Annotated in this window: 22 protein-coding genes; all 22 read left to right on the top strand. The window is 31.2% G+C overall.

Going from position 1 to position 24,942, the window contains the following annotated elements; all coding sequences use genetic code 11:
- Nucleotides 1-8: 8 nt before the first annotated feature.
- The 22 genes from B0A80_RS17745 to B0A80_RS17850 all read left to right on the top strand — a co-directional run bounded on the left by B0A80_RS17745 (nt 9) and on the right by B0A80_RS17850 (nt 24,941).
- Nucleotides 9-896: a methionyl-tRNA formyltransferase gene (locus B0A80_RS17745; protein ID WP_089078163.1), complete on the top strand. Its 888-nt coding sequence runs from the start codon at nt 9-11 to the stop codon at nt 894-896.
- Complete coding sequence (gene rffA / locus B0A80_RS17750; RefSeq protein ID WP_089078164.1) at nt 893-2,035, top strand: dTDP-4-amino-4,6-dideoxygalactose transaminase; 1,143 nt, start codon at nt 893-895, stop codon at nt 2,033-2,035. Before B0A80_RS17745 ends, rffA begins: the two co-directional genes overlap by 4 nt.
- Complete coding sequence (locus B0A80_RS17755; RefSeq protein WP_089078165.1) at nt 2,022-3,182, top strand: glycosyltransferase family protein; 1,161 nt, start codon at nt 2,022-2,024, stop codon at nt 3,180-3,182. The genes rffA and B0A80_RS17755 overlap by 14 nt, the downstream gene beginning before the upstream one ends.
- Nucleotides 3,183-3,184: 2 nt before the next feature.
- Entirely contained in the window at nt 3,185-4,210 is a 1,026-nt protein-coding gene (locus B0A80_RS17760; RefSeq protein WP_089078166.1) for a glycosyltransferase family 2 protein, read from the top strand.
- Nucleotide 4,211: 1 nt separating this feature from the next.
- The gene (locus tag B0A80_RS17765; protein WP_089078167.1) at nt 4,212-5,057 is read left to right on the top strand and encodes a glycosyltransferase family 2 protein; all 846 of its coding nucleotides are present in this window, start codon (nt 4,212-4,214) and stop codon (nt 5,055-5,057) included.
- On the top strand, nt 5,058-5,945 hold the full coding sequence (locus tag B0A80_RS17770) for a glycosyltransferase family 2 protein (protein ID WP_089078168.1): 888 nt from the start codon (nt 5,058-5,060) through the stop codon (nt 5,943-5,945).
- Between the two features lie 16 nt (nt 5,946-5,961).
- Nucleotides 5,962-7,110, top strand: coding sequence for a glycosyltransferase family 4 protein (locus tag B0A80_RS17775; RefSeq protein ID WP_089078169.1), 1,149 nt, complete (start codon nt 5,962-5,964; stop codon nt 7,108-7,110).
- 26 nt (nt 7,111-7,136) lie between these two features.
- The gene (locus tag B0A80_RS17780) at nt 7,137-8,051 is read left to right on the top strand and encodes a glycosyltransferase family 2 protein (RefSeq protein ID WP_089078170.1); all 915 of its coding nucleotides are present in this window, start codon (nt 7,137-7,139) and stop codon (nt 8,049-8,051) included.
- A gap of 30 nt (nt 8,052-8,081) precedes the next feature.
- On the top strand, nt 8,082-9,095 hold the full coding sequence (locus tag B0A80_RS17785; RefSeq protein ID WP_089078171.1) for an N-acetylneuraminate synthase family protein: 1,014 nt from the start codon (nt 8,082-8,084) through the stop codon (nt 9,093-9,095).
- Nucleotides 9,096-9,198: 103 nt separating this feature from the next.
- Entirely contained in the window at nt 9,199-10,356 is a 1,158-nt protein-coding gene (gene neuC, locus B0A80_RS17790; RefSeq protein ID WP_089078172.1) for a UDP-N-acetylglucosamine 2-epimerase, read from the top strand.
- 28 nt (nt 10,357-10,384) lie between these two features.
- On the top strand, nt 10,385-11,374 hold the full coding sequence (locus B0A80_RS17795; protein WP_089078173.1) for a glycosyltransferase family A protein: 990 nt from the start codon (nt 10,385-10,387) through the stop codon (nt 11,372-11,374).
- A complete protein-coding gene (locus B0A80_RS17800; RefSeq protein WP_089078174.1) occupies nt 11,371-12,069 on the top strand; it encodes an acylneuraminate cytidylyltransferase family protein in 699 nt (232 codons plus the stop codon). Before B0A80_RS17795 ends, B0A80_RS17800 begins: the two co-directional genes overlap by 4 nt.
- Complete coding sequence (gene asnB, locus B0A80_RS17805; RefSeq protein ID WP_089078175.1) at nt 12,069-13,784, top strand: asparagine synthase (glutamine-hydrolyzing); 1,716 nt, start codon at nt 12,069-12,071, stop codon at nt 13,782-13,784. Before B0A80_RS17800 ends, asnB begins: the two co-directional genes overlap by 1 nt.
- Nucleotides 13,785-14,161: 377 nt before the next feature.
- The gene (locus B0A80_RS17810) at nt 14,162-14,782 is read left to right on the top strand and encodes a glycosyltransferase family 10 domain-containing protein (RefSeq protein ID WP_165769282.1); all 621 of its coding nucleotides are present in this window, start codon (nt 14,162-14,164) and stop codon (nt 14,780-14,782) included.
- Between the two features lie 143 nt (nt 14,783-14,925).
- The gene (locus B0A80_RS17815; protein ID WP_089078177.1) at nt 14,926-16,317 is read left to right on the top strand and encodes a glycosyltransferase family protein; all 1,392 of its coding nucleotides are present in this window, start codon (nt 14,926-14,928) and stop codon (nt 16,315-16,317) included.
- Entirely contained in the window at nt 16,308-17,408 is a 1,101-nt protein-coding gene (locus B0A80_RS17820) for a glycosyltransferase family 4 protein (protein ID WP_233430769.1), read from the top strand. The genes B0A80_RS17815 and B0A80_RS17820 overlap by 10 nt, the downstream gene beginning before the upstream one ends.
- A gap of 17 nt (nt 17,409-17,425) precedes the next feature.
- Nucleotides 17,426-18,859: an MBOAT family O-acyltransferase gene (locus B0A80_RS17825; protein ID WP_089078178.1), complete on the top strand. Its 1,434-nt coding sequence runs from the start codon at nt 17,426-17,428 to the stop codon at nt 18,857-18,859.
- Entirely contained in the window at nt 18,859-19,740 is an 882-nt protein-coding gene (locus tag B0A80_RS17830) for a hypothetical protein (RefSeq protein WP_089078179.1), read from the top strand. The genes B0A80_RS17825 and B0A80_RS17830 overlap by 1 nt, the downstream gene beginning before the upstream one ends.
- On the top strand, nt 19,741-20,895 hold the full coding sequence (locus B0A80_RS17835; RefSeq protein ID WP_233430770.1) for a glycosyltransferase family 4 protein: 1,155 nt from the start codon (nt 19,741-19,743) through the stop codon (nt 20,893-20,895).
- 4 nt (nt 20,896-20,899) lie between these two features.
- On the top strand, nt 20,900-22,438 hold the full coding sequence (locus tag B0A80_RS17840) for a glycosyltransferase family 2 protein (RefSeq protein WP_089078180.1): 1,539 nt from the start codon (nt 20,900-20,902) through the stop codon (nt 22,436-22,438).
- Entirely contained in the window at nt 22,431-24,065 is a 1,635-nt protein-coding gene (locus tag B0A80_RS17845) for a hypothetical protein (RefSeq protein ID WP_089078181.1), read from the top strand. Before B0A80_RS17840 ends, B0A80_RS17845 begins: the two co-directional genes overlap by 8 nt.
- 6 nt (nt 24,066-24,071) lie before the next feature.
- Nucleotides 24,072-24,941, top strand: a complete 870-nt coding sequence (locus B0A80_RS17850) for a CheR family methyltransferase (RefSeq protein ID WP_089078182.1) — start codon at nt 24,072-24,074, stop codon at nt 24,939-24,941.
- Nucleotide 24,942 lies beyond the last annotated feature (1 nt).

Below are 24,942 nucleotides of genomic sequence, written 5' to 3' on the forward strand. Positions count from 1 at the left end.
GCTAAATAATGAGTAGTATTTGTAATATTGGCCTTTTTTTAATGGGAAAAAAAGGATTTAAAAGCTTGGATTTTATATTAGAAAAAAAAGGTAGTTTTGATATAAAATATGTTGTTTGTTCTAGAGACAACTCTATTCTAGAGGATTATTTTAAAGACATATATGATCTATGTTCCAGAAATAACATAAAATTTTTTGAAAGAAGTTTTTTTGAAGATGATAGTAATGTTGATATAATTTTTGCTGTTGGCTGGAGATGGCTAATGCACGAAAACCTAAATAAGATTATTGTTTTTCATGACGCATTGCTGCCAAAATATAGAGGGTTCAATCCTCTGGTAACTGCATTAATAGAAGGGGATACTGAGATCGGAGTAACTGCATTAATAGCAAATGAAAAAATGGATTCAGGGGATATTGTTGGTCAGGAAATTATAGAGATTAAGTACCCAATAAAAATTGAAAAAGCAATTGATTATGTTAGTGAGTTGTATTCAGTATTAATGTATAAGATTATAATTAATTATATTAATAAGGATTTATCACGAAGAGTTCAAGATGAAAACGAAGCTACTTATAGTTTATGGAGAAATAATGATGATTATAGAATTAATTGGAGCGAGAGTTCATCCAGAATTGAAAGATTTGTTAATGCTGTAGGTTTTCCATATAATTTTGCTTCAGCAATTTATGATGGTAAAGAAATAAAAATTTTAGAGGTGACAGAAACACAAGATTTAAAAATTATAAATCGTGTGCCGGGGAAAATTTTTCAGATATTAGAGAATAAGCCATTAGTAATTTGCGGAGAAGGAATTTTAAAAATAGAAAAAGCTATTTATCTTGATTCTAGAGAAGAAGTAAGGTTCAATTTGCTTAGAGTTAAAATGTTATGAGCATTCCTTTTAATAAGCCTTATCTATCTGGCAAAGAAACATATTATATAACTGATGCAGTGGCTTCTGGTAAAATATCTGGGAACGGTAAATACACTAAATTGTGTCAGCAATTTTTTGAGAAAAATTATGGTTTTAATAAATGTTTGTTAACAACTTCATGTACAGATGCTCTTGAAATGGCTGCTATTTTAATAGATACTAAGCCTGATGATGAAGTTATTATTCCATCCTATACTTTTGTTTCTACAGCAAATGCATTTGTCTTAAGAGGAGCGAAGATAATCTTTGCAGATTCTAGCTCCATAAATCCCAATATTGATGTGGAAAGAATAGAATCTTTAATAACGCCCAAAACTAAAGCAATTGTTGTAGTGCATTATGCAGGAATTGCTTGCGATATGGAAGCTATTATGGATTTAGCAAATCGCTATAATTTATTTGTTATAGAAGATGCTGCACAAGCTATTGATAGTTTCTATACTTTTAGAAATGGGTTAAAAAAGGCATTGGGTTCTATAGGACATTTAGCAGCTTTCTCTTTTCATGAAACTAAAAATATAATTTCAGGAGAAGGCGGGATGTTGGTTATTAATGATATGAAATTTGCAGATCGGGCAGAAATAATTTGGGAGAAGGGAACAAATAGAACGGCCTTTTTTAAAGGAGAAGTTGACAAGTACGGTTGGGTTGATATCGGATCTTCTTTTTTACCCTCAGAAATTATTTCCGCATTTTTATGGGCGCAGATTGAGCATTTAAAAATTATTCAGGATAAAAGAAAAAAAAATTGGTTGCAGTATTTTGAGGGGTTAAAAGAAATTACAGCAAATTGTAATTTTAAATTACCACAAATACCAGACTTTGCTACAAATAATGCTCATATGTTCTATTTGGTTTTTGACTCAACAGAAAAAAGAGCAAACTGTATAAAAAGACTAAAGAGCAAAAACATCCTTTCAGTTTTTCATTATTTGAGCTTACATAAAAGCCCTTTTTATAAAAATAAGCATTCAGGTGAAGATTTAATGTGGAGTAATTATTATTCAGAAAATTTATTGCGATTGCCAATGTATTATGAATTATCGACTACGGATATTGAATTAATAATTAGTACGATTAAGAATGAACAAGATTAAAATAATATTTTTAGTTTCAGATTTTTATCATAACGGAGCTCAACGGGAAATGTACGAGTTTGATACATCGTTGGACAGGAGTAAATTTGATATTACTATTTTAAGTTTAACACCATTAAATACAAGAGCAGATCTGTCCGATTATTTTTACGAAAAACATTTAGAACTTGGATCGAAAGTTATTTTTTTGGATGATTACTTTAACAAGCCCAATAAATCAATGGCTTATAAAGTTTTAAATAAAGTATCGAGAAATTTTTTTAAAAAAAGGACTAGCTTAAAGAATAATAAAAGCATAGCAACTTTATTAAATGATTTTGATAAGGTTGTCTTTATGGGGGAATATGTGTATCAATATTTAGCGACTTTTATACCACATGATTTCTTTCAGACAGTAATTATTTTTGTAATGAGTTTTCGATTTCAATCGGAAAATTACAGGAACTTCAGTAAAGACAACAAGTATTCTTTTATTAGTGTATTTGATGATTTAGAACAAGTAGAATTTGAGTTTCAGGGTTTCAAAGATTATACTTATCAACATATGCCATTAAGTCTGAACATCTCTGATATATACAAAAAATGGAATTTTAAGGATAATAATGAAATAAAAAGAATCGGGATTTTTACGAGGTTACATAAAGATAAACCATTAGATCCATTTTTATATGCTTATCAAATATTGATAAGTCAGGGTGTAAATATTGAATTACATATATTTGGAATTGGAGATTTTAAACAAGCAGAATATGATCGTTACATTAATCACCTTGGTCTTAAGGATAAAGTATCATTTAGAGGACATCAGTCTGACATGAAACAGACAATTTTAGATGAAAAATTGGATTTAATATGGTTTCAGGGATATAATAATATTCCTGGAGGATATGCTGGGTTAGATGCTTGCTTAACAGGTACACCCCAGATTTTTTGGGACTTTTTCGTAGGAGAGAATAATCAGATAAATATGTTGGAAGTTGTTTATCCGCATTATAAAGATATATTGTTATTTGTTGAAGCAAGTAAGGCTATTTTGTATAATGAAAAAATTGCAAAGTCAATTTCAGACAGACAATTTCAAAATGTTGTGGATAATAGAGATATTGTAAAAAATATAAAAACCGTAGAAGAAATACTTTCAAAATAAGAATGATTATCTCTATTAATCCTAAAATCACAGTTTTGATGCCTGTATACAATTGCGAACCTTTTATAAAGGAAGCAATAGATAGTATTTTGAATCAGACTTTTTCAAATTTTGAATTTATAATAATTGATGATGCTTCTTCAGATTCAACAGTGTCAATTATAAAAAACTATAATGATCCCAGAATACAATTAATCATAAAACCTCAAAATTCAGGCCTTACGAATAGTCTGAATTACGGATTAAGTATTGCAAAAGGAGAGTATATAGCAAGAATGGATGGCGATGACGTAAGCTTTTCTGAACGTTTTGAGAAACAAATTGCTTTTTTGGACAAAAACCAGGATGTAGACCTTTGCGGAACTTTCTTTAAAATAATTGGAATGGATAAAATTATCGTCGTTCCTGAAGGTCATGAGGATATAAAATTGGCAATGCTTAAGGATTGTTGCATTGGTCATCCAACAGTGATGATGCGAAGAGAAACTTTAGAAAGACATGCTTTAATTTATGATGTAAATAAAGAACCTGCAGAAGATTATGATCTTTGGACAAGAATATTAGTGGTTGGAAAACTATACAATTTACAGGAGGCTTTGCTTGATTATCGCGTACATAATTCGCAAGTGTCTCAAAAAAGAAATAATCAGCAAAGAAATACTGCCGCAGAAATTAAAGTTAGTTTATTCAATCATTTGAGTTTCGAAAAAAGCACCGAAACTCAAAATCTTTTAATGAAAATTGTTCGAAGAGAGTTACTTTCTTTTCATGAAATGGCCCAGTTTTTAAATTTAAAAAGCAAACTACTTCTTGCAAATCAAGGCTCTTTTTTTGAAAAACAAGGTTTTGAGAAATATCTAACCAAAATTCAGAAAACAGTATTTAAAGATTATTTTTTGAAAAGAGACCATTATTCCCCGAAAATTTATTTTCAATATTTGAAAATTACAAAAGAATGGCAATCAAAATTGAGATTCTTTCACGAAGTGAAGCTATTTGTAAAATCAATAACCTTTTATAAAAAATAAATTGAAAACGCCATTAGTTTCCATAATAGTTCCTTGTTACAATCAGGCTCAATATTTGGGCGAAGCTTTACAGTCTGTTTTAAATCAGTCTTTTGAAGATTGGGAATGTATCATCGTAAATGATGGCAGTCCGGATAATACAGACGAAATAGTAAAAAAATGGATTGCGAGAGATGCAAGATTTAAATATGTTTTTAAGGAAAATGGGGGAGTTAGTAGTGCAAGAAACCTGGGTATAGAAATCGCAGTTGGAGAATATATTCTGCCACTCGATGGAGATGATAAGATTGGAAAAGAGTATGTAAAAGAAGCTGTCCTGTCTTTTGAAAAAGATAATTCATTAAAAGTTGTCTATTGTAAAGCAGAAAAGTTTGGCGATGAAAATGGCGAGTGGATTTTAAACCCTTTTTCATTGCATAATTTAAGTAGAAAAAATATAATTTTTTGCTCAGCTTTATTTCGAAAAAAAGAATGGGAATTAGTTGGAGGCTATGATGTTAATATGGATAAAGGCCTTGAGGATTGGGAATTTTGGATAGCTATTTTAAAGAATGGAGGTAAAGTTTATTGCTTGCAAGGAGTTGGGTTTTATTATAGAATTAAAGAAAAATCTAGAAACAATCAATTGATAGGAGAAGATAAAAAAAACTTATTAGCATATTTAAACATTAAACATGCCGATTTCTTTGTCCGTGAGTTAGGATCATCAATAGAATTATACCAAAATTTGAATGATGCAAAAAGCAGTTATAGAAGAAAATTAAAAAGTAAAAAAAATGTAATTGATCTTTTTTGTAAGACCTTCTTTAGATTTACCATCTTCAATAAAAGTAAAGATTTTGATTAAATGTTAGTTTCCATAATTATCCCGGTCCATAAAACAATTGATTTTTTTAAAAGTTGCGTAACAAGTGCTTTGTCGCAAACGTATAAAAATATTGAAATCATAATAGCCTGTAATGGAGCACTGGAAGTGCAGGAATGCAAAGAATTTTTAAATATTGAAGATCACAGAATTATTTATTTAAAAACAAAAGATGGAAGACATAATGCCAGAAATGAAGCATTGCTTATCGCCAAAGGTAATTTTGTTCAATTTTTAGATTATGATGATCTGTTATTTGTAAATAAATTAGCAGTGCAGCTTGCATTAATAAAAGGTAATCCGACCAATCTTGTTTCCATTACAAAATGGAAAAAATTCAACACTAATATAGAGGAGGATTATAATTTTCCATTTGAATTGATGTTTGACGAAAAAAATATTGCTATAGGAAGATTAATTGGGAAACTTGGTAAAAGTGGTGGATTTATCGCCACATCTTCCTGGATTGTCTCCAGAGATTTAATTGCCGGAATTGAATGGACGGACAGTCCGAATGATGATGCTGTGTTTTTTTCCGAAATCTGCAAAAAGAATCCGGGTGTTATGATGGTTCCTGAAATTTTGGCAGGATGCAGAGTTCATGACGATAATACGAGCGCTATTCGGTCAAGACAACAATTTGATCTTTTGCTAAAAGGCTGGAAGATTATTCATAATAATTTAAAATCAATAAAAAGCTCAGAAAATAGTCTTTATCTGTATAGAGCTCATTTGTATTTAATTACTTATTCAAAAACAATTAAAAGATACCGTATTTGGGAAGTAATTTTCAAAAGTGTCAGGTTTGGATTTCAAAGTGGTTTAGGCATTTACGTTTTTTTAGATCTGAAAAAGCAAATTTTCAACTGATCCGGATTTAAAGATAATGAAGAAGAAAATATTGTTAATTGGCCCTTTTGGTAACTTTGGAGGAAGAGAATTAGAAGTATCATTTATTGCCTCTGTACTGGCTTCAAAGTATGAAGTTGATATTTGTACAACGGGTGCTGTATCTAAGAAATCACAGGTATTTAATTTTGATAAAGATCAAAAGGTATTTTCGGTAAAAGATATATTATGTAAGACTTTTTTTAGCATAAAATTATTATGTTTTCTATCTTATATTAAAAATTACTTCAGAGGTATTTTTACAAGTTATGCCAACAATGAAATTGCAAAGCGTTATTTTAATTATGATAAAAAAGTAAATCATATTCTTGAGAAGTTGGTGAAACAATACGAGGTTGTTTTTATTTGTGCTGATTTATCATCAGGTTACATGAATGAAATTATTACTTTCTCAAAGAAACACCAGGTTAAAGTTATTTTTAGAACAACTGCTCAAATCAAAGGTGCAGACTTTAATTATCTCAACGATGTTGATTTATTTATTCATCATTCTGTAAATAATGCAGAGAAGATAAAACGAAGTAATTATAAAATAATTGATCAATGTACATTTATACAAGATCAATTGCTGTCGTTAGAAAATAATAACGGCAAGACTAATTTTTTATTATTGGGAAGATTATCTGAAGAAAAAGGTTTTGAAGAAGTTATCGATTATTTCGTTAGATGTAAAGAACAAAAAGATCAACTTACTATTGTAGGTGATGGCAAACTAAAAGAAAAATTACAGTTAAAATATGCAGGATTTCCCGAAATTAAATTTTTAGGGTTTGTAAAATCTGAAAATTTAGATTCCATTTTAAAAGAAATAGATTGTCTTATCATCTCTTCTTTTGAAGAATCAGGACCTTTAGTGGGTATTGAAGCAATGGCAGCTGCAAAAACAATTATTTCAACAAAAGTTGGCGCTATGCCAGAAAGATTAAAAAATACCTTAAATGATTTTTGGTTTGATATTCTGGATTATAATACATTTAAAAGAGAGTTTCAAAGATTTAAAAATCTGGACAATAATTCTCTGACTAAAATCAATAATAGTCTTAGAAATGAATATAAAAAGGAATACACGATCGAGTCTATTGCTGCAAAGTATTTAAAATCGATTGATAAAGTTTTAGGATTATAAAATTAAGAACAGAAGTTTACTAAATAATGCAAACGGATAAAAAGTTTACCATTTTAATAACAACCAAAAATCGAAAAGATGATTTGGCATTTACGTTGCGTAAAATTCAGTATTTACTGGATAGAGATGATGTTGTTTTTATTATTTGTGATGATGGATCGACAGATGAAACCTGTTTTTTTATTAAAGAAAATTATCCAAATATTCAATTGATCCAAAATGTTAAAAGTGAAGGATTAATTTATAGCAGAAACCGTCTGATGGCTTTAGTAACTACTGAATTTGCTATTTCTATCGACGATGATCTGCACTTTATTACTCAGAATCCTTTAGAAATTATAGAGAAAGCATTTATTGAGAACCCAAAAGTTGGGCTTTTTAGTTTTCGAATTTTTTGGAGTTTGAACGAACCCCAAATAACAAAATGTAATGAAGTTGCTCATGCCGTACAAAGTTTTGCAGGAGGAGCAAATGTCTGGCGAATGTCTGCATGGAATGAGATTCCGGATTATCCATCATGGTTTATCTTTTACGGGGAAGAAGATTTTGCATCGTATCAACTGTTTAAGAAAAACTGGAAGATTTTTTATTTACCGGAGATTTTAGTTAATCACAGAGTAAAAATTACAGACCGTAAAAAGGATTCTGATTATAGTTTACGTTTGCAGCGGTCATTACGTTCTGGCTGGTATTTATATTTTTTGTTTTTCCCGATTGTAGTAATACCAAAAAAAATGGCTTATTCAATTTGGATACAACTCAAATTAAAAGTATTCAAAGGAGATTTTAAAGCTTTAAAAGCGCTTTTGCTGGCAATGGCTGATTTGTTAATTTCAGTTCCAAAAATTGCCCGGCAGGCAAATCGATTAACAAGTAAAGAATATAAGGCTTATCAGGAAATAGCAGCAACAAAACTTTACTGGTATCCCGAAGTTGAATAATCTTATTTGTACCAGAAAATAATTTTTAATATGTCAAAAAAAAACAATCCTTATATTATTGCCGAAATTGGCCAGGCACACGAAGGTAGCTTAGGAATTTTATATTCTTATATCGATGCTATTAGTCAAACTGGAGTAGATGCTATAAAGTTTCAGATGCATATAGCCGAAGCAGAAAGCAGTGAACATGAATCTTTTCGGGTTAAGTTTTCATTAGAAGATAAGACAAGATTTGATTATTGGAAACGTATGGGATTTTCTTTAGAGCAATGGAAAGGAATTAAAAAACATTGCGACGATGCAGGTTTAGACTTCATCTGTTCTCCTTTTAGTAATTTAGCGGTTGACTGGCTGGAGGAAATAGGAGTAGAGCAATATAAAATAGGTTCTGGTGAAGTAAATAATTTGTTAATCTTAGAAAAAATTGCAAAGACAAAAAAGCCAGTAATTTTATCTTCAGGAATGAGTTCTTTTAAGGAGCTAGACAAAACCGTTGCTTTTTTAAAAGAAAGAAATGTATCTTTTTCAATATTGCAATGTACTACTGCATATCCTACAAAACCGGAACAGTATGGTTTAAATGTAATTCCTGATTTGAAAGATCGCTACAAAGTACCGATCGGATTTTCGGATCATTCAGCAAAAATAGAAACTTGTATTGCTGCAACAGCTCTGGGGGCAAGCATACTTGAATTTCATGTTGTTTTTGACAGACAAATTTTTGGTCCGGATTCTAAATCATCATTAACTATTGCAGAAACTAAAGATTTAGTTACAGGAGTTCGTAATATTGCAAGTGCACTAGCCCATAGAATTGATAAAAATGACAATGAAGATTTTTCTTTACTCAAACAAATTTTTGAAAAATCATTAGCAGTAAATAGAGACCTGCCAAAGGATCATATTTTAACTTTTGATGATTTAGAGTCTAAAAAACCAAAAGGTTTTGGACTAGATGCTTCTCGTTTTCAGGAAATTATAGGAAAAACTCTCAATAAAGATTTGAAACAATGGGATTTTCTAAATGAAACAGATCTATATTAGAATCTAATTTAATTTTTGAGACGTTTTAATTTTATAAAAAAGTAAAAAAAGAACATTTTACTTTCTTCTTTTAATCTACATTTATCCCCATAATAAATTCAAAATGACAAAAAGAAAAATAGCTGTGGTCATTACGGCCCGTCCTTCTTACAGTCGTGTAAAAACGGTATTATCTGCTATAGAGCAACATTCTGATTTAGAATTACTATTGGTAGTTGCTGCTTCAGCCTTATTAGACCGATACGGTTCTGCTGTAAATTTTATTGAAAAAGACGGTTTTAAAATTGCAGCTAAGGTATTTAATGTTTTAGAGGGTGAAAATTTAACAGCAGCAGCAAAAACTACCGGGATTGGTATTTTGGAGTTATCGACTGTTTTTGATAATCTAAAACCGGATATCGTAGTAACTGTTGCGGACAGATTCGAAACAATGGCAACGGCAATTGCAGCTTCGTATATGAATATTCCTCTGGCACATATTCAAGGAGGAGAAGTTACAGGCAATATTGATGAAAAAGTACGTCATGCTATTACAAAATTATCTGATTATCATTTTGTAGCTTCAGAAGGTGCAAAAGAAAGAGTTATTAAATTAGGAGAAGATCCGTTGAACGTTTTTAATACAGGTTGTCCTTCTATTGATTTGGCTGAAGAAGTGCTACAAAGTAAAATTCTTCCCTTCGATCCCTATGAAAAATATGGTGGAGTAGGAGCAAAACCAGATTTATCTCAAGGATATTTTGTGGTAATGCAACATCCTGTGACTACAGAATATAAAGATTCCAGAAAACATATTGAAGCAACACTGGAAGCAATTTACAAATTGAATAAACCCACACTTTGGTTTTGGCCTAATGTAGATGCAGGAGCAGACGGGACTTCAACAGGAATTCGAGCATTTAGAGAACAACATCAATTACCCAATGTTCATTTTTTCAAGAATATGGAAGGTAAAGATTTCTTGCAATTATTGAAACATGGTGACTGTCTGATAGGGAATTCGAGTGTAGGAATCCGCGAATGCGCTTTTTTAGGAATCCCGGTTGTTAATATCGGTTCCCGTCAAAACAGAAGAGATCGAGGAGGAAATAGTGTAGATGTTGATTACTCGCAAGAACAGATAGAAACTGCAATAATGACTTCAACAGCAAAAGGAAAAACAATTTCATCAACTATTTATGGAAATGGAAAAGCAGGTATTCAGATAGCAGACTTATTAGCAGAGTTGCCTTTGCAGTTTCATAAAACTATAATGTACTAGTTCTTAATTTAATCAATTATAAAACAGAATGAGAATAGGAGCTAATCCTCAAAAAAGTGAAAGAAAAATTACATTAGAAACTCATCACAGAATTGTGGTTGTGGTTTATATTCCAAATTCAGAAGGATTTTATGAAAATTCATTTGAAGTATTTAAAACGTGTTTGAATTCACTTATTTCTACTATAAATTCAGAGGCAGCAATAACAGTTGTTAATAATGGTTCGCATGAAAAAGTTTCCGATTTTTTAAATCTTTATCTCAAAGAAAAAAAAATAGACAGTCTAGTATCACACAATACAAATATTGGTAAAATTGATGCATTGATAGGTGCCGCAAGGGGATCAAGAGAAAAGTACATTACACTTACGGATGCTGATATTCTTTTTACGACCGGATGGCAGGAAAATATAGAAGAAGTTTTTTCTAATTTCCCTAAGGTAGGATCTGTTTCTCCTATTCCAGTTCGTGAAGGAACCTTTTTTGGTACGTCATCTGTTTTAAAGCAAATTTTATTGAGAAAGATAAAATTTAAGCCAATGCCTATTCCGGAAAATTTTGAGGCATACAATAGATATCTGGAAAGCATCAACTGGGATTTACAAATTAACAAAGACGAGAAATGGAATGTAGTAGAAAGCAATAATTGTAAAGCAAATATTGGCAGCGGACATCAGGTATTGACCATTGATAGAGATATTTTGTTCGAAACCGTGCCAACACGTCCCTCTCTGACTCTTGTTGGTGGAACATCTGAAAATGATTATGTTGATTTTGCAATTGATAAATCAAATAAACTCAGATTATCTACGTATCATAATTACGCCTTTCATATGGGGAATAAATTAGAAAGCTGGATGGTTGATGTACAAAATCGTAATACAAAATCGGAGATATACACTAAAAAGAATTTATATACTGAATCAATTGATTTACATAACAATTGGTATTACGATAAGTACTTTGGATTGAAGAAAAAAATAGTAAAAAATCTTTTTAATGTTTTTTATAAAAAATGAAGATCCTGGCTATAATTCCGGCTCGCGGAGGTTCTAAAGGAATTCCCGGGAAAAATATTAAATTGTTAAATGGAAAACCATTATTAGCTTATACTTCCGAAATAGCGTTACAATCCAAATATTTGACAGAAGTTATCATTTCGACAGATGATGCAGAAATTTCAGAAACAGCAAAAGAGTTAGGGTTAAAAGTCCCATTTATTCGACCTCAGGAATTAGCGCAGGATACTACGCCTACCGTAGATGTTATCATTCATGCGTTGAAGTGGTATGAAGAGCAAAATATTTTTTTTGACGCTGTTTGCCTTTTGCAGGTAACAAGCCCTTTTAGAACAGTGGAATTTTTAGATGCAGCAATAAATAAATTTGCAGATCAAAAATCTGATTCTTTAGTTTCTGTTTGCAGAGTTCCTCATGAATACAATCCACACTGGACATTTGAAGTAAATAAAGACGGGAATTTAAATATTGCAACAGGTGAAGAAAAAATCATTAGTAGCAGACAAGAACTTCCTCTTGCCTATCACCGTGATGGAAGCATTTATATAATCAAAACAGAAGTGCTTTTAAACGAATATTCTTTATACGGAAAAAGTATTGCATTCATTGAATCTGAACCTGAGTTTTATGTTAATATTGATACTATGAGAGATTGGCAAAAAGCGGAAGAAATGATTCAAAATAAATTAAAATAATGTGTGGTATTGCAGGGATAATTGGGAATTATAAGGAAGTTCAATTAGAGAACATGCTCAAAAGTCAGTATCATAGAGGGCCTGACGCAACAGCAAAATATTTTGATTCTGATTTTTGTGCTTTAGGACATAACCGATTAGCAATTATCGATTTGTCGACAGAATCAAATCAACCGTTTAAAGATGATTCAGAACGTTATGTTTTAGTTTTTAATGGAGAAATCTATAATTATATAGAACTTAAAACGGTTCTTAGCAATCAATATAATTTTAAAACAGAATCAGATACCGAAGTTTTATTGGCGGCATTTATCATTTACGGAAAATCTTGTTTAGAAAAACTAAACGGGATGTTTGCTTTTGCTATTTGGGATAATCAGGAGAAAAAACTATTTGCGGCAAGAGACCGATTTGGGGTAAAACCTTTTTATTATAGCGTATTTAAAGATTCATTTTATTTTTCGTCTGAGATAAAAGCTTTACATGCAGCAGGAATACAGAAGGTTTCTAACGAAAAAGTTTGGGCTTCTTATTTTGCATTTGGTTCTTACGGAATGCCCGATGAAACTTTTTGGTCAGACATTACCCAGTTGCCCGGAGGACATTTTTTAGAATTCGAAAACAAAAAAATAACCATCAAAAAATGGTATTTTTTTGAGGAAGAAGTCGCTAAACAACCTAAGGATTTAACTTTTGAAGAGGCAAAAAAACAGTATGTTGCACTTTTAAAAGACAGTATCAATTTACGTTTTAGAGCAGATGTAAAAGTAGGTTTTAATGTTAGTGGCGGACTGGATAGTTCTGTACTATTAGCATTAGTAAATGTTCAGGAAGACAATTCGAAAATTAATGCTTATACTTTCTACACCAATGATTCAGATTATGACGAGTTGCCCTGGGTAGAAAAAATGATTGCCGAAACTCAAAACCCTTTAAAAAAAGTGCTTCTTCAATCTGATGAAATACCAGGTTTAACACAAAAAATACAATGGCAGCAAGACGAGCCTTTTGGAGGAGTTCCGACCTTGGCTTATGCTAAAATTTTTGAGCAAGCCAGAAAAGATCAGGTTTTAGTTCTTCTTGATGGACAAGGTATGGATGAACAATGGGCAGGATATGACTATTACACTCAAAATAACGAGGCGACAATACAAGGCGTTCAGGATTCTCCATTTAAAATTAATATCCTTGCTGATTCATTTTTGCAAAAAGCTGAAAAACCTTTGTATCCAAAACCTTTTGAGGATGAGGTTTTAAATAAGCAATATCGCGATTTGTTTTATACCAAAATTCCTCGTGCTTTACGATTTAACGATCGGGTTTCAATGGCATATTCGACAGAATTACGAGAACCGTTTTTAGATTATCGTCTGGTAGAATTTGCATTTTCACTGCCATTGGATTATAAAATAAAAGATGGAGTTTCTAAGTTTATCTTACGCGAAATTGCCTCAGAATATTTTGTAAATGATTTGGTTTTTGCACCAAAAAGAGCGCTCCAGACGCCACAACGAGAATGGTTGGCAACTGATTTAAAAGAATGGGTAAGTCAGTCTGTCAAAGAAATAGAAAATGCTGTGCAAGCGGAATGGTTTAATAAAGAGGCTCTGCAAAAGGAAGTAAAAAGCTATTTTGAAGGCAATATTCAATCTAGTTTTCATATCTGGCAGTATATCAGTCTGTACGAAATGCTGAAAGTTAGCAGCAATAAATAACTTATGAAATTTTAGAAATGATAGTAAAGATTGAACGATACTTTAGTTATCCGGATTTAAAAAGACAAACACCCGGTTGTTCTATGAAATGAGGAGATTTTACTTTTACAGAAGACGATGTTGAGGAGTGTGATTATCTGGTAATTCTGGATCATCCTAAAAAAGACTTTTCTATTAAGGTAAATAAAAATAACATTTTGCATCTGTGTCTGGAACCGCCCAATGAGGTTTCAAAATACAGACAATACGCTAATAAAAATGTAAAATGGATATACAATCAGCTGGACATAAAAAAGAATAATATTCTTTCTCATGGTGCCTTACCCTGGCATGTTGATAAGGATTTTGATTTTCTAACACAACTGAATGTTGAAAGCTTGCCTAAAAAAGATGTTATAACCTGGGTCACAAGCAACTTGAGATCGTCAAAAGGCCATATAGCAAGAATGGATTTTTTAGATAAGATAAAGGCAGAACCTTTTGTGTCTTTATATGGACGAGGGATTAATCCAATTCAGGATAAATGGGATGTTCTAAGTGAATCTAAATATGCAATTGCTTATGAAAACTTTCAAAGTGATCATTGTTGGACAGAGAAAATCGCAGACTGTTTTCTAAGTTATACAATGCCATTATATTTTGGATGTGATAAAATAGAATCTTTTTTTCCTGAAAATTCGTTTATTCAAATAGACCCTAAAGATAAACACATTAATTTGTTTTTAAAAGAAATAGTAGCCTCTAATAAGTGGGAAGATAATTTGGACGCAATTTCAAAGTCAAGAGAGTTAATTTTAAATGAATACCAATTATTTCCATTTTTGGCCAATCAAATTAAATCTTTCGAATTAGAAAAAGGGGATAATTTCTCAACTGAAAAAGAGCAGGTTTATTTTAAAGGAGGAAATGACTATTTTGATAATTATCCTTTTAGTGTTACAATTGAAAAGGAAGCCTTTAAAATGATAAAAAAAATAGCGAAGAAATTTAGATTCTAATAAATACAATTAGTGTTGTAAATTTTACTATGTACTCAAATCATTCCTTAGCGATATTTCCGGGAGGTTATGTTTTTAAAATGAGATACAAACACACACTGTAAATCAAATAATAAATAGAGGAGCATAAAAAGTAGAATATAATGAAAAAACTAGGAATAGTAATTACAGATGGCGTTGGTTTTAGGAATTTCATTTTAAGTGATTTTTTGGTTGAGGCAGAAAAGACATTTGATGAGGTAGTAATTCTTTCTTGTTTACCGTCTACAGTATATTCGGGATTTGCAGTAAAATCAAGGATTATCGAGTTAGATGTTTTTGAAGAAAAGTTTAAGACCTGGTTTTTTAGGAAAACTAAAGAAGTTGCACATCTCAAATTACATCAAAAAGGTAACTTTGGTATTCAGGATAGTTTACGAACAAATACATCTACATCGAAAAGTAACCGCGGATATGCAACACGTTTTATTTTTAAACTGACTGCTGTTTTTAACTCAGAAAAATGGATTCAAAGATTTAATCTGGGACAACAACTTTCTTTTAAAAATGATCCCAAAACATTAGGATATAAGGAGTTATTGAAAAAGGAAAATTTTGATCTTTTGTTTTTCACGCATCAACGCCCCCCATTTATCGCTCCATTGGTTTATCAGGCAGAAAAACTAAATATTAAGACAGCTTCTTTTATTTTTAGCTGGGATAATCTGGCATCAAAAGGCCGAATGGCTGCTAACTTTAATTATTATTTGGTTTGGAGCGATTTGATGAAATCTGAATTGCAGCAATTTTATTCAGCTGTTAAATCCGAAAACATTGAAGTTGTAGGAACTCCTCAGTTTGAACCTTATGTTTTAGATCATTATAAAGTTTCCCGAGAAGAATTCATTTCAAAGTTTCAATTAAATCCAAACTTTAAAACAATTTGCTTTAGTTGCGGAGATATTGCAACTAGTAAAAATGATGAATTGTATATTAAGATTATCGCAAATGCTATAAAAGAAGGAGAAATAAAAGAGGTGAATCTTATTATTAGAACCTCTCCGGCAGAAGACCCGATTCGTTTTTCTGAATATGTAGAAAAATTTCCTTTTATAAAGTGGAATTATCCGAAATGGAATTTATCAAGAGAAAATCATCAGGAATCCTGGTCACAAAGAATACCATCAATTGAAGATGTTAAAGATTTAAGAAGCCTGCTAGAATATTCAGATCTAAATATCAATATGCTGTCCACGATGAGTTTGGATTTTATTCAGTTTGACAAACCTGTAATAAATACCGTTTTTGGCAATTCTAAAAATGGATTATATGATGATCAAAGATTTTTAAATTACGCTCATATAGAAAATGTTGTAAACAGTAAGGCAACAAAAATTGTAAAAAGTAAAGAAGAGTTAGTTGATGCAATAAATTTATATCTGGAAAATCATAAATTGGATTCAGAAAACAGAAAACAATTGCTCCAATTGCAAGTTAGCAAGCCATTGCAAAAAACAGGTAAGAGAATCGCTGAGACACTTTTAAAATGGGCTTAAACCAAAGTAAAATAGCCGTTTTGTGCAATTATGAATTGCTTCCGGAAAGAGTTGGGGGTATGGACTATTTTTTCTGGGATTTTGATAAAAAATGCAAAGAAAATGGTATCGAAGTAGATTGGTTTTTTCCAAATCAATCCGATCATGGACTTTATTCGACTTTGAATATCAATAGTAGTAAAACTAGTAATGTAGAAAATTATTTTCTTAGTTTTTGTAGCATAACTAAACCTAAGTATACGCATATAATTACTCATTTTATAGAATTGTGTACACCTTTTTTCTTTCAAGTAAAGAAGCTTTCAGGGGCTAAAATAATAGCTGTTGATCATAACCCAAGACCTTTAAATGGGTATCCATTCAAAAAGAGAATAAAAAAGAGGGTAAAAGGAATTTTATTTTCAAGATATATTGATGTCTTTGTTGGAGTATCGAATTATACCGTAAATGAACTTTTGAAAGATTTTGGTGGACATTTAAAATCTAAGTCTTTAACCATTTACAATGGTGTTATTTTAGATGCAATAGCAGTAAGAAAAACTAGAGCTACTATAAAACCAAGCTTTTTAGTGGCCTCTCATCTTAGAGAATCAAAAGGAATTCAGGATTTAATTGAGGCGGTAAGCCTTCTTACTTTTCAAGTCAAAAGTCAAATTCATATTGCAATATATGGCGACGGACCTTATAAAGGGAACCTATTTGAAAAGATCGAAAAATTAGGATTACAGAATAATTTCGATTTTATGGGAAGCAAACCAAATTTGAACGAGATTTTTTTGCAATATGATTATATGCTGCAGCCTACGCATATGGAGTGTTTTAGTTTATCAATTTTAGAAAGTCTTGCTGCAAATGTACCCGTAATTACAACCGATGTTGGAGGGAATAGGGAAGCCATAACTTCCGGAGAGAATGGATATATTTTTGAGGCCAAAAATGTAAAAGCTTTGGCAGAAATTCTGGAAGATCTTTTTTTAGGAAATAAAAAGATCTCAATGAATACAAGAGAATTAATTTCGAATTCCTTTTCTTTGCCAAAAATGGTGGAAAACCATTTTAAATTACTAATGGAGAGTGATACTAATATTTAAAATTTCAAAAACCACAGATGTTTTTTAATTCCTTAGCTTTTGCTATTTTTTTACCAATTGTTTTTTTTCTGTATTGGTTTGTATTCAATAAAACCAAAAGTACTCAAAATGCTTTATTAATTGTTGCCAGCTATTACTTCTATTCTTGCTGGGATTGGAGGTTTCTGTTTTTGTTGGTATTTTCTACTTTTTTAGATTATTATACAGGAATTCAAATTGAAAAAGGAAAAACAGAACAGAGTCGAAAGTTTTGGTTCTGGCTTAGTATTTTAGTTAATTTAGGTTTTCTAGGGGTTTTTAAATATTATAACTTTTTTGCATCATCATTTGCAGAATTATTAAGTTCAGCAGGGTTAAAAAGCAGCCCATTATTATTAAATGTAATTCTTCCAGTCGGAATTTCATTTTATACTTTTCATGGCTTATCCTATGTAATTGATATTTATTACAAGCGTATAAAAGCCGAATACAACTTTGTAGATTATTCCTTATTTGTAAGTTACTTTCCGCTTCTTGTTGCCGGACCAATAGAAAGAGCAACACATTTATTGCCTCAGGTGAAAGTAAAGAGAGAGTTTAATTTTCAAACGGCAAAAGAAGGGGTTTATCAAATTATTTGGGGATTAGTAAAAAAAGTAGTTATTGCAGATACTTGTGCAACTTATGCTAATGCCATTTTTGATCATTATCCTTCAATGAATTCTTTCTCCCTTATTTTGGGTGCCGTATATTTTGCATTCCAGATTTATGGAGATTTTTCGGGATATTCAGATATCGCTTTAGGAGTGTCAAAACTTTTTGGTTTAGATCTGCTTAGGAACTTCAATTACCCCTATTTCTCCAGGGATATTGCAGAATTTTGGCGCCGATGGCATATTTCGCTTTCTTCTTGGTTTCGTGATTATTTATACATCCCTTTAGGAGGAAGTAAAGGCGGACTATGGATGAAAATCAGAAATACGTTTATCATTTTTGTAGTAAGCGGATTTTGGCATGGAGCAAACTGGACTTATATCGCATGGGGATTTATAAATGCCATGTACTTTTTACCATTGCTTTTATCAAATAGTAACAGGAATAACATAGATGATATTAAGCTCAGCTTTAACTTTGATTCGATAAAAGTACTATTAAGTATTCTGTTTACCTTTTTGATTACCTGTGTAGCATGGGTGTTTTTTAGAGCCAAAACAATTACGGATGCTGTATCTTATTTAAAACGAATAATTTTCAACGGAGATTTTAATTCTCAATATCTGGACAACGAGAGATATAATTACGAATTATTGTTGATGATAGGACTATTTGTTTTAGTAGAATGGAATAATCGAACTAAAGTAGAACCCTTGTCAGGGAAAAGAAGTATGCTAAGAGTTGCTTTGGCCATAGGAGCGGTATTGGCATTTGGCACATATTCAGATTACAAAGAATTTATATATTTTCAATTTTAATGAAACAATTTTTAATTTATACAGCCAAGAGTTTAGCAACAGTAGTATTGATTGCAATCTTGTTGGATGGGGTGTATACATTCATTTTTTTGCAATCAAAAAACAGAGGAAAAATTGAAACTGTTTTTAATTCTAAAGCTCAGAAATTAGATGTGGTAATTTTAGGTTCTTCGAGAGCCAACAACCACTTTGTTTCTCAGATGTTTGAAGACAAAGGGTTGAAAACTTTTAATTATGGGATGAGTGGCGGACATTTGTTTGAAGCTTCATTGATGTTAAAATTAATGATCGAACGAAAATATGAAATCAAAAATGTAATTCTTGAGGCCGATTTGAATCTTTCAAATGATCAGAAAGCAGAAGGTATTGCTGCTTTGTTTTTGCCTTATATTCACAACTCAAATGTTATTCGGGAGCATTTTTCAAATCAGGAAAACTTCAACGAGTTGTATTATATCCCATTCTATAGATATATAAAATATGATTCTAAAATCGGATTTAGAGAAACTTTTTTTACAGCAATTCAAAAAAAAACAAATTCATTAGACAATTTAGGCTATTATCCGTTGGAGAAGCACAAGAATGGTAATATGAAAAATAATATTGTCAATCTAAATCCCTTACCCCATAATAAATATTACGAAGAGATTAAAAATATTTGTAAAGCCAACAATATCAATTTTATTGCTGTAATGACGCCAATGTGTGAAAATGTTGTAGGGATGAATTATTTTGATAAAGTAAAAAAAGCTTATCCGGAAATCTACAATTATGAGAATGTTGTCGTAGAAAACAAATATTTTTCATCCTGTGGACATATGACTAACACCGGAGCAAGAATGTTTACCTCTCGAATTTTAAAGGACTTCTTCAGTAAATAAATGATGACAATAGCCTTTTTAACGCCCGAATACCCACATTTTAAAACCGGAGATTCCGGAGGTATCGGAACAAGTATTAAGAATTTAGCACTTGGTCTTTTGACAAAAGGTATTTTAGTTCGGGTTCTTGTGTATGGTCAGAAAGAAGAAAGTATTTTTAATGATGACGGGATTGTTGTCCAGCAAATAAAGAATGTAAAATTTAAAGGATTATCATGGTTCCTTACCAGGAAAAAGATAGAAAAGATTATCGATCAGCTGTATGCTGCCAAAGAGATTGATGTAGTAGAAGCACCTGACTGGACGGGAATCACTTCCTTTATTCAGCCTCGTGAATGTCCTTTAATAATCCGATTACACGGTTCAGATGCTTATTTCTGCCATTTGGACGATCGCCCTGTTAAATGGGTAAATAAATTTCATGAAAAACGTGCTTTAAAAAAAGCAGCTGCTTTATTGTCTGTAAGTCAATTTGCAGCAGCTACAACAAATGCCGTTTTTGGTTTAAATGAAAGATTTACAGTTATTCCGAATCTTATTGATATAGATCAGTTTAAGTCTCTGAAGAATTTTTCTCAGAGCAATAAAAATATACTCTATTTTGGAAGTTTAATTAGAAAAAAAGGACTTTTGGAGCTGCCTTACATTTTTAATAAAGTAGTAGAGAGTAATCCGGAGGCAAAACTAGTTTTAATTGGTAAAGATGTACCGGATATTGTTTCTGGTAACGCTTCGACCTGGAAGATGATGCAGGAATCGTTTTCAGAAAAGGCAAAAACACAGGTGTCATATTTGGGGAGTATTCCTTATTCTGAAATTAAAAATAAAATAGAAGAAACAACAATTTGTGTGTTTCCTTCATTTGCTGAGGCTTTCCCGGTTTCCTGGCTTGAGGCTATGGCGATGCAAAAAGCAATTGTAGCGTCAAATATCGGTTGGACAAAAGAAATGATTGTTGACGGAGAAAGTGGTTTTTTGGCTCATCCTTCCCATCATGATGTATTTGCTGCTAAAATCCTTCAGCTTTTGAATAATCCAGTTCAGGCAGAAGAAATGGGAGAAAATGCAAGAATTAGAGTAGAACAGTTTTTCAGTAGAGCAAAAATAGTGGACGACAATATTAATTTTTACAAAAAAGTAATAAATCAGGAATAAATAAATGAAACTGAATGAATTTGTAACAACTGGTGGAGAGATTATTCTTTACAATGGACAGCCTGATTTAGAAAAACTGGAAATTCTGTCGTCCGGTGCCGGAGATATCTGGCATAGTTCATTTGAACAGGGGTACAAAAACGCCTTTCCTGAATTAGTATATCAAACTGCTACTTTCTTTTGGTACATAAATGATTTTGATAATTTAGACGAATGTGTGAGCTGGAGAATTAACCCAAACTCGTTTGCAGTTCGTAAATCGGTTTGGGAAACTTTAGGTGGATTTGATTCTGAGTATCAAAACAATCAAATGCAGGCGCTGGATTTTGGTTATAATGCTTTACGAAATTCTGCAGCAATTCCGCTTTATGTAAAAGATTTATTCAAAGAGACTATTAAAGAAGAAATAAACATAACGGCAAAAGACAGGTATGTTTTTTTTATAAAAAATTTCAAAAAAGAGCACTCTGTTTTTATGCTTTATAGAAAAGGTTTCTGGAAATGGAAGGAATGGAATGCTTATTTTTTTGCAAAGAAAAATTTTAAAATATCAAAAGTAAAACCACTTGTCAAGCCTCGAAAATTAAACGAAATTAAAGGGAACCCTTCTGTAAGTTACATTATTCCAACAATGATGCGACAGAATTTTACTCTCAGTTTATTAGATGATTTGGTCAGTCAGAGTTATCCGGTTTCTCAGGTGATTGTAGTTGATGCTACTCCGAAAGAACAAAGAAACGAAGCACTTTATCAGGAAAAAAGATATCCTTTTGAACTAATTGTAAAATGGCAAGAGACCAAAGGAAGTTGCAGAGCGAGAAATGAAGCTACTGATTTATGCACAGGTGATTATATCGTTTTTGGGGATGATGATATTCGATTTAAATCAGATTTTATAGAAAATCATCTCAAAGTATTACAAACATATAAGACATATGCTAACAATGGTTTAGATATTAGGGCTGATAATGAATACCAACAATTAGAAGATCTTGATTTAAAATTAGAAAAGTTAAAGGATGAAAGATGGAAAATTGGTGTTTCAGATACATTTAGTAATGCCAATTCTTGTGTAAAAACAGAGTATGTTAGAAAATTAAAAGGAAACGACGTTAATTTTGACGGAGGTTATGGTGAAGATAGTGATTTTGGTTTTTCACTGGCTAAATTAGGAGTTGTACTGGTTTCAAACCCATTTTCTCCAATTTTGCATTTAAAACCTCCAGTTGGAGGATATCGTTTTTGGGGTAATCAGGCTAAAATTTTAGGAAAAAAAAGAAAAGCTCAGCCTTGGGAACAAGGAGAAGCTGTAAAATGGATAAAACCAGTTCCTAGCCCAACAGTTATGTATGGAATTATAAAGAATTTTACACCGCAGCAAGTAATAGAATACAAACACAAACATTTTTTTCTATATCTTTTTAAGGGTGCTAAAAGAGGCTTTTTTTATCGTTTTTTAAGATTACCCTATAAAAATCTGCAATTTAAAAAGTCCCTGTTTTATGCTGGCAGATTAATAGAATTAGGAAAGAGGCATGAATAAACCGGAATCTTTGATACAATCTATTACATTATTAAAATCTTCGGAAAATCGGGAGATTCTGTTCGATAATCAGATAAACAAAGTTATTATTGATTTGTCTTCGATTAATCTTTCAGATTGTAATTCATTCGACATAAAAATTGTTTTTTCAGAGCCGGTAGCACAGTTTAGAAACCACGACTATACATGGCAAAAATTAAAAACTAATTTTATCGCAAATGAGTTTAGTCCCAAAATTCTAAAATTTCAGAATGATAAAGTTGTTCAGGCAAACATAACAAGTGGAATTTGGGAAATTGATAAAAATGCGCCATGTGTTTTGTTATGGAGATTTAATCCGGAAAATGCTGCACCAATAGCAAGTTATTTGGGAAGTGAGAATAGAAAAACAGCTTATCAGGCAAGGCAAAAGTTTGATTTTATTGAAAATCCGGCATTATTATATCCTGAAGAATGCGGGTTTGAGTTTAGCAGGTCTAAAATTCCATTTTCTGCTGTAGCTTGTTTTACAGATCATTGCGATTTTGACACTGAAGAGAATTTGATCATACAAAGAAATTTTTTCAATGAGCATCAAATAAAAATTACGAAAGGATTCTTCTTAAATCATTTTTCTAAAAGAGATAATAACGCCTCTTATCAAAATCAGGCAGAAGAATTATTAAAATGGAGAGAATCCGGACACGAATTGTGTTACCATTCACTTTCACAATCTCTGAAATCAAATGACGCAAGTTTCAAGGATTTTAAGCAGTTCAAACCACCATTTAATCCAATTAAAGTATGGATTGATCATGGGTTTCAGCCTTATAATTTTTCTCTTTTAAGAAAAGGTGTTTTAACCGATTGTGATTTTGAAGAAATTCTACAAGATAAAAAAATTAATACACTTTGGAATTATATTGATTCAGGTACAGCAACTACAGGAGTCATCAATCAATTTAACACGGAACATTTTACACTATCAGGGTTTTATAATGGAAACAAAGATCAGGGTTTTGCTAAAAAAGTGCAACTAATAATTAAAAATATTATTTTTCATTATTACAATGATGAGGATTTAATTTCTAAGTATAGACGTACAGCGTCAAATTTTAAGAAAGTATTTTTTCAGAAAAAAATAAAGTCATTTTTTCCATTAATAAATGATCTTTTAAAACTTGGAGCTTCTATTTTTTCCGTTTTATTATTTTGGAACGCGAAGAAAAATAAGCCTTATAAATTAGCAAAATATTCTCCGATCGTTTTTAAACATAGTATTGCAGAGAAAGAATTTTATATTTTTCAAACTTTGGAAATGCTGGATTTTAAAAAATCTTTATCTCAGGAGAATATTAGTACGTTGATCAATGAAAGTGGTGCTTTTATAGCACATACCTATTTTTCAGTTCCGATGCATTATCATAAAGGAAGATTATTTTCTTCACCGGCTATAATAGATAAAAAAGTGGCTGAAAATTTCGAATTTTTAGGAAATAAAATTAAAAACAACGAGATCTGGAACCCAACTCTAAGGGAACTAATTGAATATTGGTCTGGATTTGAAAATCTATTATTGGATATAGATTTGCAAGGAAATTTATTTGAGAAAAGTAATACAGGTTTACAAATGCGAAAAGCAGTATAATTAAAAATGAATCATAAACTAAAAACTATATTATTTAAGACATTAGCTTTATTGCCCAATAAAGCTGGTGATTATTGTTATCATAAAATTCAAAGTTTTTTTGATAAATCACCATTAGAAGATCGTTTAAAAAGTGTTGAGTCAACTTATTTAAGACTTTCCAAAGTTTTAAAAGATTTGAATATAGATGCAAAAGGCCAGACTGTTTTTGAATTTGGTTCTGGGTGGTTTCCTGGGATGCCTTATTTTTTTAAATATAAGTTTGAGGTAAAAAAAGTCTATACTTTTGATATCAATCAGCATTTTAAAAAAGAAACTGTTTTAGAATTAAATGGTTTGTTTTCTAAAAGATATAATTGTGAGGTTCTGGCGAATTTAGATAGTAAATACGGACTTCCAAATGATGTTGAATATTTTCCGAAGTACAATGTTGTAAAGAATTGTTTTCCAGATGCTGATATTGTTTTTTCACGTTATGTACTTTCACATATGAATGAAAATGATGTTGATGCATTGCATGAAAAAATGGCGAAAGAGCTTAAAAAAGGCACTTACGTCATTCATTTTATTTCACCAAGTGATTTAAGACAACATGCAGATAGTAGATTGTCTATGCAGGATTTTTTGAAGTATAGTAAGAAAGAATGGAATCGAATTCACACCAAGTTTGATTATCATAATCGTTTAAGATTACCTCAATTTCTTGAAATATTTAAAAAGTATAATTTTGAAATTATGCATTTAGATTATGAAAGTCTTAATGAAGGAACTCAAAAGTATAATCTGTTTAAAGAAGTACTATTGCATGAAGATTATCGCAAATATTCTCACGAAGAATTAACAGCGGGTAATATTTTAGTAGTTTTAAAAGTATAGT

This window comes from Flavobacterium tructae, assembly GCF_002217475.1.
Taxonomy (GTDB): Bacteria; Bacteroidota; Bacteroidia; order Flavobacteriales; family Flavobacteriaceae; genus Flavobacterium; species Flavobacterium tructae.

What these genes read in the sequence shown, in the direction of transcription:
- B0A80_RS17800 (WP_089078174.1), top strand. Translation starts at nt 11,371, where the DNA reads ATGAAGATCCTGGCTATAATTCCGGCTCGCGGAGGTTCTAAAGGAATT.
- B0A80_RS17820 (WP_233430769.1), top strand. Translation starts at nt 16,308, where the DNA reads ATGGGCTTAAACCAAAGTAAAATAGCCGTTTTGTGCAATTATGAATTG.
- B0A80_RS17840 (WP_089078180.1), top strand. Translation starts at nt 20,900, where the DNA reads ATGAAACTGAATGAATTTGTAACAACTGGTGGAGAGATTATTCTTTAC.
- B0A80_RS17795 (WP_089078173.1), top strand. Translation starts at nt 10,385, where the DNA reads ATGAGAATAGGAGCTAATCCTCAAAAAAGTGAAAGAAAAATTACATTA.
- B0A80_RS17835 (WP_233430770.1), top strand. Translation starts at nt 19,741, where the DNA reads ATGATGACAATAGCCTTTTTAACGCCCGAATACCCACATTTTAAAACC.
- B0A80_RS17785 (WP_089078171.1), top strand. Translation starts at nt 8,082, where the DNA reads ATGTCAAAAAAAAACAATCCTTATATTATTGCCGAAATTGGCCAGGCA.
- B0A80_RS17780 (WP_089078170.1), top strand. Translation starts at nt 7,137, where the DNA reads ATGCAAACGGATAAAAAGTTTACCATTTTAATAACAACCAAAAATCGA.
- B0A80_RS17850 (WP_089078182.1), top strand. Translation starts at nt 24,072, where the DNA reads ATGAATCATAAACTAAAAACTATATTATTTAAGACATTAGCTTTATTG.
- B0A80_RS17770 (WP_089078168.1), top strand. Translation starts at nt 5,058, where the DNA reads ATGTTAGTTTCCATAATTATCCCGGTCCATAAAACAATTGATTTTTTT.
- B0A80_RS17830 (WP_089078179.1), top strand. Translation starts at nt 18,859, where the DNA reads ATGAAACAATTTTTAATTTATACAGCCAAGAGTTTAGCAACAGTAGTA.
- rffA (WP_089078164.1), top strand. Translation starts at nt 893, where the DNA reads ATGAGCATTCCTTTTAATAAGCCTTATCTATCTGGCAAAGAAACATAT.
- B0A80_RS17825 (WP_089078178.1), top strand. Translation starts at nt 17,426, where the DNA reads ATGTTTTTTAATTCCTTAGCTTTTGCTATTTTTTTACCAATTGTTTTT.
- B0A80_RS17845 (WP_089078181.1), top strand. Translation starts at nt 22,431, where the DNA reads ATGAATAAACCGGAATCTTTGATACAATCTATTACATTATTAAAATCT.
- asnB (WP_089078175.1), top strand. Translation starts at nt 12,069, where the DNA reads ATGTGTGGTATTGCAGGGATAATTGGGAATTATAAGGAAGTTCAATTA.
- B0A80_RS17745 (WP_089078163.1), top strand. Translation starts at nt 9, where the DNA reads ATGAGTAGTATTTGTAATATTGGCCTTTTTTTAATGGGAAAAAAAGGA.
- B0A80_RS17815 (WP_089078177.1), top strand. Translation starts at nt 14,926, where the DNA reads ATGAAAAAACTAGGAATAGTAATTACAGATGGCGTTGGTTTTAGGAAT.
- B0A80_RS17775 (WP_089078169.1), top strand. Translation starts at nt 5,962, where the DNA reads ATGAAGAAGAAAATATTGTTAATTGGCCCTTTTGGTAACTTTGGAGGA.
- B0A80_RS17755 (WP_089078165.1), top strand. Translation starts at nt 2,022, where the DNA reads ATGAACAAGATTAAAATAATATTTTTAGTTTCAGATTTTTATCATAAC.
- B0A80_RS17760 (WP_089078166.1), top strand. Translation starts at nt 3,185, where the DNA reads ATGATTATCTCTATTAATCCTAAAATCACAGTTTTGATGCCTGTATAC.
- neuC (WP_089078172.1), top strand. Translation starts at nt 9,199, where the DNA reads ATGACAAAAAGAAAAATAGCTGTGGTCATTACGGCCCGTCCTTCTTAC.